General features: G+C 43.2%; 9 protein-coding genes. All 9 read right to left on the bottom strand.

Annotated elements, in window-relative coordinates; genetic code table 11:
- Positions 1-340: 340 nt before the first annotated feature.
- On the bottom strand, positions 341-823 hold the full coding sequence (locus tag ACO0K2_RS18890; RefSeq protein ID WP_423021616.1) for a pilus assembly FimT family protein: 483 nt from the start codon (positions 821-823) through the stop codon (positions 341-343).
- A 77-nt stretch (positions 824-900) separates the two neighbouring features.
- Positions 901-1410 (bottom strand): type IV pilin protein, encoded by a 510-nt coding sequence (locus ACO0K2_RS18885; protein WP_423021615.1) that lies wholly within the window; start codon positions 1408-1410, stop codon positions 901-903.
- A 103-nt stretch (positions 1411-1513) separates the two neighbouring features.
- On the bottom strand, positions 1514-5503 hold the full coding sequence (locus tag ACO0K2_RS18880; protein ID WP_423021614.1) for a pilus assembly protein: 3990 nt from the start codon (positions 5501-5503) through the stop codon (positions 1514-1516).
- A complete protein-coding gene (locus ACO0K2_RS18875) occupies positions 5500-6147 on the bottom strand; it encodes a pilus assembly protein (RefSeq protein ID WP_423021613.1) in 648 nt (215 codons plus the stop codon). The genes ACO0K2_RS18880 and ACO0K2_RS18875 overlap by 4 nt, the downstream gene beginning before the upstream one ends.
- 10 nt (positions 6148-6157) lie before the next feature.
- The gene (locus ACO0K2_RS18870; RefSeq protein ID WP_423021612.1) at positions 6158-7213 is read right to left on the bottom strand and encodes a PilW family protein; all 1056 of its coding nucleotides are present in this window, start codon (positions 7211-7213) and stop codon (positions 6158-6160) included.
- 2 nt (positions 7214-7215) lie between these two features.
- Positions 7216-7803 carry a type IV pilus modification protein PilV gene (gene pilV, locus ACO0K2_RS18865; RefSeq protein ID WP_423021611.1) on the bottom strand — a complete coding sequence of 196 codons (588 nt, stop codon included), beginning with the start codon at positions 7801-7803 and terminating at the stop codon, positions 7216-7218.
- Positions 7804-7950: 147 nt separating this feature from the next.
- Positions 7951-9255, bottom strand: coding sequence for an isocitrate lyase (gene aceA, locus ACO0K2_RS18860; protein WP_423021610.1), 1305 nt, complete (start codon positions 9253-9255; stop codon positions 7951-7953).
- Positions 9256-9502: 247 nt separating this feature from the next.
- Positions 9503-10393: an NAD(P)-dependent oxidoreductase gene (locus ACO0K2_RS18855; RefSeq protein WP_423021609.1), complete on the bottom strand. Its 891-nt coding sequence runs from the start codon at positions 10391-10393 to the stop codon at positions 9503-9505.
- A gap of 825 nt (positions 10394-11218) precedes the next feature.
- Positions 11219-11407: hypothetical protein (locus tag ACO0K2_RS18850; RefSeq protein ID WP_423021608.1), on the bottom strand; the 189-nt coding region annotated here is incomplete at its 5' end.

Genomic DNA, 11407 nt, shown 5'->3' with positions numbered 1-11407 from the left:
AACACGTTGGCATTGACCGCATTACACCGACTCAATTAAGCCAGTCGACGCGATGATTAACGCATTTACCGCTGGTATAGGAAACAAAGCTATTGTGACATAAATGACCACATAAGCAACAAATGTGCTTTAGCATGGTGGCATTCATCAACTACCACTAAGAGTTGGGAAGGGTACGTTTGATTTCGTATCTATAAAGCAACCTGATTGTACTGAGCAAACAGACACAATAAATTGAATCAGCGCTTTAAAGAAAAATAGCCGGATAACGAGTGTCAATCCGTGTTCGATCAGGTCAAAGTAAAGTCGCCATCAATCGCATTCATTTGACGTCATCGCATTAATTATTTGTCTGACTATCGTTACAAGTTATATCAGTCGTCGGATCACACAGGCGAGCGCGTCCAAGAAAATTCACTTTGATTCTTTTCGTCATCTCTCCTAACGTCATCGATACCGTACCGGCGAGAGGTTGCTGACTACTCAGATTTGTTCTGCTACGACCTTGTCCTGAGTACGAAATGTAGGTCTGTGAAGAATCCGTAAAATTGTGCGTTATCTGATACGTATCTGTAAGTGGTTCATGCTGAAAAAGAATGTGATCATTACTACTAGGTTCATCAGATTCGTTAATAATAATTTTCCAGCCAGAATTCCAGTCTTTGTGATCGAGGGCAATAAGACTGACCTGCGCGCACCGCCTGATCGCCTCCGCTCGCGTGAGATTTACTGCAGCATAAAACTCGGTTGCCGTCGCTTTCAATTTTTGTCTCTGAATCAAGTGCGAAAAGCTTGGCAAACCGAGCGTCACTAGTAAACACATTATGCATAAGCACACTAATAGCTCAATGAGTGATACTCCACTCAATCGTTGATTTACTCGCTTTAGAGTAAAAAAATTCACCAGCAGTGTTCCTTATTTCCAGCGCCAGAAAATGATTTATGTCCAGTGCTTGTCATTGAAAAACTGCCGCATTCTTCATCGTGAAAACGTGCATCGACATTGGTTGTTCCAGGTATTGCGGTGATTTCAATACAATGTTGCACCTCATCATCTTTGCAAGGTAAAGCACGTAATTCGTAGCTACTTTTAGACTCAGTTTCACCGGAATACCATTTGAATGCAGCAGCATTTGGATCCGAACTTTCTCTCCCAAAATTGGCGTAGCGATTGTTTTGAGTAAAAAATCGTTCCTCCTGCTGCATCGCTTTAAATATCGCACTCTTTGCCTCGACACGTTTTGCTTTTGTTATGCTGGATCGGTATGAAGCATAGGCGACTGTACTCAAAATACTGACAATCGCAATGGCGAACATCAGTTCAATAAGACTAACCCCCTTCAATCTTGAAACAGGAAGCGTCGTTCCTATGGCACTTTTTTTATTTATTTTATGTCGATAACAGTACATGGCTTATAGTTAAAAAATCATATTCAAATCACGGGGGTCGATAGTGAAACATTAATGTAGAAAGAATGATGAAAGTGTTAAGAGTCGAAAAATAACATCACGCTCAACGCTGATTTTTTTCAACCAAAGTCGCTTTACGTAATTCCTTAAAATTGCCTATTTCGACCCAACTCAAGCGCCCAGCGCGAGTGACGACATCAGACAAGGGGGTCATCTCACTTCCGACTATTCCTTGATTGTATTGTGAGTATGTTGTCGTGGCTCTGCGTGCTCCGGTTGGGCTACGCTGACTCACTGTTGTCGCCATATTGATCGCTATAGGTCGACTCATCTGTCCTATCGACGAAAGGTAACCAGTTTCTGTATCGCTCAAGCCAGATAAAAGATCGACGACGTATTTCCTGCCGCCGCCCACATCGCAAGATTCGCCATTGAGCATCATTGTATTGAAGACATAGGAATTTCCCGCAACCACTCCAGGCAAATCATGATGGATACGCTCTCCGGTCGTTGAAGATTTCGGGAAATCAAGATACCAACCTTTTGATTTAGGTGACTTAACACCATAAGTGAAGTCTTTTCCTGAAATGTTAAACCCGTTACCAGACGGTGTTGCTACTCGGGGCGTCAGTTGCTCCCTCCCTGTCACGACATCTGCGTTGAATGTCGTATCGAAAATAGCGTAATAGGAATTTTCACCGTAGTCAGACGGATACTGATCGCTTTCCTCTAGATACTTTCCTGTACCAAATAGCAAAATATATCCTCCGCCAGGCGCATGAACGATCTGAGGTTGCACTGTAATAGGCTGCGCTTGTCCCGTCCGTGACTTAGCCGTAAAGACACGAATCGGCACATGATTAAAATGACTGATCGAAGTACCTAAAGAAGAAAATCGCCATACATTCCCTTGTAGATCTCCCACGTACAGATGCTCAACAGCACCATCTACGCCATAGGCGATATTGGGCGCGGTTAGTCCATTCGGCTTCGTTGTGTCTTTAATTGGTGTCAAGAGCTTAAAATAATTGACATTTAATACCCATGGCTCACTAGGCAACTTATCAAGGGATAAAAGAAATATCGCACCTTGACCGCTGCTCCCTGACACCTCTCCGTAATTATTATAGCCACTCGAAATTACAGCGTAGTTTGCATAAATAGGGGAGCCTTGCGCTCCACCAACACGAAACTTTGCTATTAAAGGAACAGATAATAAATAGCCCATATCACTATCCGTTTTATCCGTGAACTCCCATAATGCTCCCCATCCTCCAGAAAAGTTATCAGGTTCAGTCACATCGAGGGCAAAAATACCTTTTGCTCCACTGCCCATTCCTGAGATCAATATAGTTCTCCACTCCTCTCTTATCTGGACATCTTTCACCTCAATTTGACCGTCAACGAATGCTGTATGGCTATAAACAGGATCTGTTAAAGCGGATAGTTTAGAGAGCAACGCATTTGGCGCATAAGCAAATAATTCTTTACCCGAATCGGCATCGAATGCATGTAAAAATCCATCATTCGCGCCGACGTATACGGCACTTTTTCTTTTCTGATAGCGGCGGTAAAAATTTGAATAACCTAGCGCAGAAAGGTGCTTAGCTGGCGGACCGTAATACACGGGTGCGCTATTAACAATGTCGCCAAGCACACTACTTCTGGATCTAAAAAGTGTCGTTGATTGAGGCAGTGAATCACCCTCAATCTCCAGACTTCTATCACCCCGCAAAAAATTAATCCGCTCTGGACCAAGATAATCCAATTGGCCGCTGTGTGGGTTAGTGTTCAATATAAGCTGATCTGTCGGACTGAAGTTAACTCCACCATTCCACAGAAACGGTACCGTCTTGAGTAAGCTGCCTGAAGTTACCAGTGACGTATATATATTTCGATCTTCCACACTTGGTATCGCCGCGATATTCTTATTCGAATTCCCAGTTAATATCTCCCCTGCATCCCAAAGTGATTCGCTAGCGCTAGGTTCAAGTTTTTTCTTCAATAGCTTACCCGACCATTTATTTGCAGAAAACCCAGGGACATAGATAAAAGGACTGCCGCTCGCAGCGGTTGATGAAATGCCTATTTTTGAGAGACTTCCTCCAGATGTTACGATCTCGCGAAATATTGCGTTTGCTGCGCCAATTAATTGGCGAGGCTCTCCTGCAAGGAAAAAGTGATTCGGGTCCAATTGGCTCTCGCTCGCCCACTCATCGTTATTAAAAACAGTAACCCCATCTTTAGTCCTAGTTTTGAATGGATTTTTATCCCCATTGACATCATTGAACCCGCCATATTTAGCAGCAAGATAAAGTTGAGATCGGCGCGGAGCAATCTGCGCTCGGCTGACATTGTTTATTTCTCCGTTACCATTGTCATCGAGGTCGATCGCAAATGTAGACACTTTGACTGGTTTATCAAGTCGGATATTGTTCGTATGCGCCCAATACGCGGTTCCCGCTATATAGAAGGTGCCTGCATCAACACCAATAGACGAGCTAGCAATATTCGCCAATTCAGAAACAGGAAATGAATTGCCAAATGCCCGGCCGGACTCCATAGAAGCGACAAGACCTGTTTGCAGACCGACGTCAAATGGCGGGACTTTCAAATTCCCTGTCGCATCTTTCTGCATCATCTCAGCTGGTCGGCGAGGACGATTTGCGCCGGCTAACAGTGTTCCTGGCAGATAAGTATCTTGATGGGTATTCGCATCGCCGATAACGACGACATAATTTCGTTGGCAAGACGCTTCAATAGGGTCAATCCATTTTGTAATGACCGGTAGGTTATCTCGCATATCTGCAGTCATACCATCTGTACTAGCCGGCGTCGCGGGGACTCCCTGTAAATAGCGGATACTCTCATAGAAAAGCTCGCTTAGTGGATCATTGGACTTGTATCTACCCCGACGTCCAAACTTGTTAATATAGTTGATGACCCCACTATTCCCATTGAGATCCTTTTCGGGATTTACGAGGAAAACTCCTGTATTTAAATCCCATTCTTGCCGGTTATTTTGCTCTGGGAAAAAGCTATTTGTTGCTCGAAACTGAGTGCTACCAACATATTTTAATGGTGCTCTAAGAACACCACCGTAGCGGGTCTTTGCGGAATCAAGTAAATAACCGAAAACCCCGTATCGCATAGAATTGGGATAGCGCTGAATATTACCAACAGGTTTATAACTACCGCTTGGATATAGCGCACACAAGTCCATTCTAGCAACGCTCTCTGTCGCATCACAAACCTGTACACGTACTAAAAATTCACCAAGTGTCCGATCACTTGAAACAATGAGTTTTGTATCTATTTTCGAATTATTAGTGGGAAAGGTCCGTTGTGCCGTGCAATTACTTGCTGTATCACTATCGCTGAACATGACCCTATTTTCACAATTGAAGATATACAGTTGGCGCACTTTATAGGGAGTGACATGTTCAGGGGCACTTTTCCCAGGAGTAGTGCTAAGAACTTTTTTTACGAATAAAGAAGAGTTATAAAAATCAGCAGGTAAAAATGCGCGTTGAAGCACAGTTTGTGAAGCGTTATCGACGACCCTATCGCCACCAGTGAATGCCAAGCGCAAAATATCTAAATTTGAGGTCGAAGCCCAGTTCATAAAGTTTCCACTGAATGCATCACCTCCGCATTCAAAGTTACTATCTGCGTCTTTTATTGCATAGAAATAGCCATTTTGTAAATCTGACCAACTACCAAATTTCGTTAATCCACCTTGAACATCGCTCGTAAATTCTCCATTCTCTCTCACGAGAGCAAATTGCTTTATCCCACCATTTTGATAGCATTTCTTCGAATTAAAGTAACCAAGATACGTAACCGCTCTACTGTAATCATCGGCATTGCGATACGCAGCCCGTACTGAAGAAAGATCGATTGAAAGGTCAATAAGTAAGTTGGGGTGGGCATAGGCCGAGCCAAAGTAAAGTGGCACGTCAGGCAAGCGAATTAACGGCGGCCCAGCAAAAGCACAACAAGATGGTCCAACGCCAAAAATAAAATAACAAAAATAGCGCCACTGAATCGTCTTTAGAAACTTACACATTAATAATGCTATTCTGAATTTCATAACGACGTTGCGACCTTTCTATAGATACTTTGTAAAACGACTTGCGTACTTGGATCAGAGCCAAAGCCAATTGCTGTAATTCTGAAAAGAAATTTTGAACGCATATCCGCTCGCTGACCTGGTTCAATGTCTGGAATTATTTCAATGAGGTACCGTGGCAATTTAGAGGTGAACACCCCCCTACCGGTTTCCATTTTTTGTCCAGTAAATCGTCCGTATTGGACGCTAGCCGAGTCTGATGAGTTAGCGGCAAGATCGACAGAAAGCCAAATGGGTGGACGCCCAGATGCAGACGGTAGACATAATCCTTGATAAATATTACCGTCACCTTTAGCGCATCCTTCTTCAAAATACAAATTTGAAGAAGCATCAAAGATTGCACTTCGTTCACCGGTCACCTCAGGGTCAATATCTCGCTCAGCATCCCTTAAAGCTGCTTCTGCTGCCGCTAAGGCTATTAAACGATCACTGCCGCTACGCGCTGCCCGCTCCGACTGCAAAGCCAAATAAGCAAGTGAGCAGCTCAATAGCAAAATAACGATCAGCATCACTAAGGTAATGACAAGAGTAAAACCTCGTTCACGAATAGTAAGTGGCGAGAGGGACATGTTCTTCCGCAACTCGATTTTCTTGCAATATTCCATAACGCCCTTGTTACACCGGCGCCAAACAAGTCTGATGAATTGGATCTACAGCACAGTTATTTCTTAAAACAACCGTGGTGACATATACCTTTCTCAAGCGGTTTCGCTTTTCAAGAGGCAGGTCGATCTCCTTGATCGACGTTCCCTTATCAGTTTCACCAGCGATCGCTGCGTACGCTTCCCCAAACAAATGATAGGTAGTCGTCAGTGAATCACTACGGGTGCCAGCTTCACCACTAAGTAACATCGCCACCCTCACTTCATTTACCTTTTTCCAAAACGTCTTACGATTTAAGTCTGCACTTTTTTCTATCGAAGTATTACCTGTTAACACTAAACCTGCGTCCATCGCATTGATTTCATTTGCATTGAGATATCTTTTGATACTTCTGGATTCACTCACTGGCACATCAATTCCATAGAGAACCTGAAATGATTCAACACCTTTAATAATTGCTTGTGCACTCCAGCTCATATTTCCACTTTTGGAATTAATTGACTGATACTTACAAAAAAGTTCTGGCTCTTTGTTTGAATTTTCAGCGACGTAATAAATACTCCAACCACGATCTTCGTCTGCAGTCTCTGAACTCAACGGAGCAGGCACAGAGAAACCTGCACAGTTAAGAATCGTACCGTCACCATTTTTAGTATTCCCCGCACCAAAGAAACGGATTGCTAGGACATCACTAGAATTAACCGTTGATTTCAACACAGTTGAAATGTCTGTCGTCGTCGCACTCAAGCTACTAGCATCCAGTCCAATGATGTCTGGGCTCGCAGTCGCTGATAATAGTTGAGAAGTACCGGAGATATCATAGCTAAGATAACCCGCTTGTCGTAAAGAGCGAGCAATATTATCCATGGCAAAAGTAGAAGATTCCTGCATATCGCTGAGGTCAGTTTGAAGTGAAAAAGCTACCTTCGTTGTTACAACCATCGCCATTGCAATAAGCAAGACCAATAATCCTAATGCGATTGAGATCATCAGCTGGACGATACTTATGCCTGCTTGCATAACAAAATTAACTTGATATGCGTGAGCGCTCTTTATTGCCATCGTCATACTCACTTGCCAAAAGATAAAACAGACGCCGCGTACAGGGGAAATACTTGCCCCCTCTGTTCAGACGTTAATGCATCGTCGCTGGTCGATTGCCAACCGATTTTGATCACTAAATTATCCTTATCGCCGCCCGTACATTCCCATCTCAACGCATTTTTTGCGGCATCATATGGATCGTCGTCATTGCAAACGACTACCCTCGCGGCAGGTAAAGCGAGAGCGACACGTTTAAGCCAATCTGAAATAAATGCGCCGGCAAACATAGATGAGGTGCAGTTTGCTGAAGAGCTGTAACAATGACCGGATGGTAATGAGGAAGAGGAACTATCAAGTTTGGCATCGAAGGTGATGTGACTATAAAGCTCGATGGTATTTTCAGATCCAACCTGATCGCTATTCGATCGAATCTCTTCAGTTAGTTCAGATGCCAATGTGACTGCTGTTGAATAGAAATGACTGTGTCGAGCAGCCCGAATAGAGGCTAACTGAAGATGAATTGCGCCAATAATACCAATGGTTAGTATTCCGATAGATATAATTACTTCAATTAACGTATGACCTCGCGACTGCAAAAATAAAACTCTCTTCATTCGACACACAATAACTTTTCTTTTTATATGAATTTATGTACTTACGTTAAATCACTTTTATTAAGGCAATACGAAAAATATCAAAACGAATATGCCGCGAAACGATTATGTAGTGAGGGCGAAAGTCGCGCCCTCACTACATACTATTTAAACTAACGCGTCATCTTCAAACAACTGTTCGTTATCCATTGATCCGTGCAGGGATGTGATAGATACATGTTCTTCTATCGTGGTCGTCACCAAATCGAAATAACTTGTACCAACTTCACTTTGATGCTTTACAGCAGTGAAACCCTTACGCGTCCATTCGAATTCACGTTCTTGAAGTTCCACAAAAGCACACATTTGACGTCTTGCATAACCATGAGCAAGTTCGAACATTGACTGATTCAAACTATGAAAACCAGCTAAAGTAATGAACTGAAATTTATAACCGAACGCCCCGAGACTTTGCTGAAACCTAGCAATAGTTGCGTCGTCGAGATTTTTTTTCCATTTAAACGACGGGGAACAATTATAGGCGAGCATTTTCCCCGGAAACTGTGCATGTATTCTGCGTGCAAATTCTTCTGCAAAATCTAAGTCAGGCTTCTCAGTTTCACACCAAACCATATCCACGTAAGGACAATAAGCGAGTGCTCTAGAAACCGCCTGATCTATACCAGCGCGACTTCGATAAAATCCTTCGACCGTCCGCTCTCCTGTTAAAAATGACATATCGTATTTATCGATATTAGACGTAATCAAGCTCGCTGATTCTGCATCAGTCCGTGCAATCAAAATCGTTGGCACTCCCATGACATCAGATGCCAGTCGAGCAGCAACAAGTTTTGAGATTGCCTCCCGAGTAGGTACAAGTACCTTACCTCCCATACGTCCACATTTTTTTACGGAAGCAAGTCGATCCTCAAAGTGGACACCTGAAACACCTGCTTCAATCATCGACTTCATGAGCTCAAATGCATTTAGTACGCCACCAAAACCGCCTTCTGCGTCAGCAACTATTGGCGCAAAAAAATCTATCTCCGTTCGCCCCTCACTCCACTGTATCTCGTCGGCACGTTTCAAAGCTGCGTTAATTTTTTTTGCAAGCTTCGGTACCGAATCAACTGGATACAGGGATTGATCAGGATACATCTGCCCGTTACTATTACCATCAGCAGCAGCCTGCAAACCCGATAAGTAAATGACCTTTAATCCTGCTTTTACCTGTTGAACCGCCTGGTTACCAGTTAAAGCTCCCAAGCTATTCAGATATGGATTGGTCTGCAACATATCCCACAGCTTTACGGCTCCGTATCGAGCAAGGGTACACTCAAGTTGCAATGACCCCCGCAACGAAATCACTCTTTCTGCGGAATAAGGTCTAACGATCCCTTTCCAACGACTATTTTGCTTCCATTCATTCTCTAACTGTTTAATCTGCTCTTGTCGTGAAGGTGTAGCGAACATCTTGTCTCCTTTATTTTTTGCCCATCAAATTAGATTCACTTACTACGTGCATCAGCTTGGGGTTTTCAAAAAGTCAGGTATTAAAGAATGAGTATCACCATCATTCTCTAGGTATAAATGGAATACATCTAGACCGCCGTAGAGATACTGATATGAGAAGATTTCCCCTTATTATTATGCTTTTGAAACGGCCTAGCGTTGACAATCTCCACACGCATTAATCAGCTTCAGACTAGTTTGAAGTTAATCACGCTGCTTGAGGATGCGCATGCGCAACCTGATAGATTCGCGCCAAGGCTGCTGCATCCAACTCACCGTACCCCTCGGCGCAAGCATTTTTAAACACAGAATGCGCAGCTTCTGTCATTGGACATGCAATACCATGAGACTTACATTGCGCGATATGATTCGACGAGTCTTTGACCAGTTGACTAATCTTTACCCGAACGGTTTCGTTACCATCCAACATATAGCGAGCTTCCCTTACACCTCTGGCGGAAAAAGGTGCTGTGGATGCGGCAATATCCAGATATCTCTTGGCATCTTTACCCGAAGCAACTAAAAATGCGACCATTTCCGCCATCGCTGCGTACTCGAGGGCAAGTTTGCTATTAATGACCAACTTCAATGAGACACCATCAAGAGGATCGCCTGCATAGTTTATTTTCTGTCCCATTGCCAATAAAATTGGCTCAACTTTATTGAAGATTTCTGACTTAGCGCCCGCGGTGAAAATCAAGGTTTTGTTTTCCGCCTCTGGTAAAGAGCCAGACATTGGGGCGGAAACAAATTCAATGCCATGTGAATCTGCTGCCTTTAATAACTTAGCGACGTGTTCGACTGTCAGTGTTGCACATTCAAGTGCAATTGATCCCCGCTCCATCGATTGCAACGCACCGATCTCTGGATCCAGCCAAACTCTCGCAGATGCAAGATCATCCCAGACCATAGCAATAGCAAAATCAACCCCTTTCGCGGCCAGCCTAGGAGTTTCAAATGCGATTGCTCCCATGGCTACCAATGGATCACATGCACTCGGTACTAAATTGTAAACATGGACGACATGTCCCGCCTCAATTAGTGCCTTCGCCATGCGAGATCCCATCGCACCCATTCCCAATACTGCAATTTTCGACATGTTTCATATCTCCTTTGCCAATAAATTTTTATAAATCGAATAAAGGAAAACAATACGAATCGTTCCTTACCCGAGCTGGTCCGCTAATAGAAATGTTAAATAAAAAATGATTAATTTCAATTGCCAATTTACCGAGCATATCCACACCATTTTTGCTTTTGTGTGGCTTGCAAAATTACATTTATGAGATTTTATTTACCTGGCTTCCCTCCTTTCATTTCAAGACTACGAATGCCCAATATGCTCATAACAAAAGAGAGCTATGACTATCATCAGGACAGGGCAATACTTAAATATACATAATGCCGTTTTTTGTTACGTAACAGTACTTAGTATATCGAGAGATCGATATTGGAGCAGCTGGTCGCCAGAGGAAGATGTAAGCGTTTTTTACTTAGAAAAATGAGATATCTTATTGTTGAGACTAAGCAGAAATTTTCTTTTCGACAAAGAGTTACAGTTTCAATAAAATCCTCGCCAATATCGACTCGTTTGTGGATTTTTTGCAATTGGTAGACGTACACCATACTGCCAGGGTTTAAGAATGGTGGGACTTTTGATCGATCGAGGCGATTTAGAAGATGAGGTCGAATTAATATTGCCCCCAATTCAAGTAAAGAATGATTAGTCTCACTGAGCGGTATCAGCAAATTGAAAGCTGAACGATGAAGTGAACGTCTTTAAAGTAGATCGTCAAAGAGTGTGCACAGGAACGAAAGAAGCGGTGGATGTGTTACGTTAGTCAATGAATGACTGAGTGGATGGGATGTGGTAACTTACTCTCAAAATGCGTGAAAAATTGAAAATTGGGGGATGAGGGAGGATTCAACGAATAAATGCTGCGTGGTTGAAGATATGGTGGCTTAGTGCTTGGTCGTCAGAGCGATTGAGAATCTGAGGATTGGAGGCTGTGGGATTTGGATTTTGAACGCCAAGTGTCATAACGATGCGGGACTGACAAGCGACTGATGGTGAGCGTCTAAGCCTGAGCGCTTCAGTCTGATACCTGATCTG

This window comes from Undibacterium sp. MH2W, from assembly GCF_049340215.1.
In the GTDB taxonomy this organism is placed as follows: Bacteria; Pseudomonadota; Gammaproteobacteria; order Burkholderiales; family Burkholderiaceae_D; genus Undibacterium.
This window is presented reverse-complemented; position numbering and strand designations above follow the sequence as displayed.

Bases quoted from the DNA above. Each gene is read 5' to 3' on its own strand.
- ACO0K2_RS18855 (WP_423021609.1), bottom strand. From the start codon at position 10,393: ATGTCGAAAATTGCAGTATTGGGAATGGGTGCGATGGGATCTCGCATG.
- pilV (WP_423021611.1), bottom strand. From the start codon at position 7,803: ATGAAGAGAGTTTTATTTTTGCAGTCGCGAGGTCATACGTTAATTGAA.
- ACO0K2_RS18875 (WP_423021613.1), bottom strand. From the start codon at position 6,147: ATGGAATATTGCAAGAAAATCGAGTTGCGGAAGAACATGTCCCTCTCG.
- ACO0K2_RS18880 (WP_423021614.1), bottom strand. From the start codon at position 5,503: ATGAAATTCAGAATAGCATTATTAATGTGTAAGTTTCTAAAGACGATT.
- ACO0K2_RS18885 (WP_423021615.1), bottom strand. From the start codon at position 1,410: ATGTACTGTTATCGACATAAAATAAATAAAAAAAGTGCCATAGGAACG.
- ACO0K2_RS18890 (WP_423021616.1), bottom strand. From the start codon at position 823: ATGTGTTTACTAGTGACGCTCGGTTTGCCAAGCTTTTCGCACTTGATT.
- aceA (WP_423021610.1), bottom strand. From the start codon at position 9,255: ATGTTCGCTACACCTTCACGACAAGAGCAGATTAAACAGTTAGAGAAT.
- ACO0K2_RS18870 (WP_423021612.1), bottom strand. From the start codon at position 7,213: ATGACGATGGCAATAAAGAGCGCTCACGCATATCAAGTTAATTTTGTT.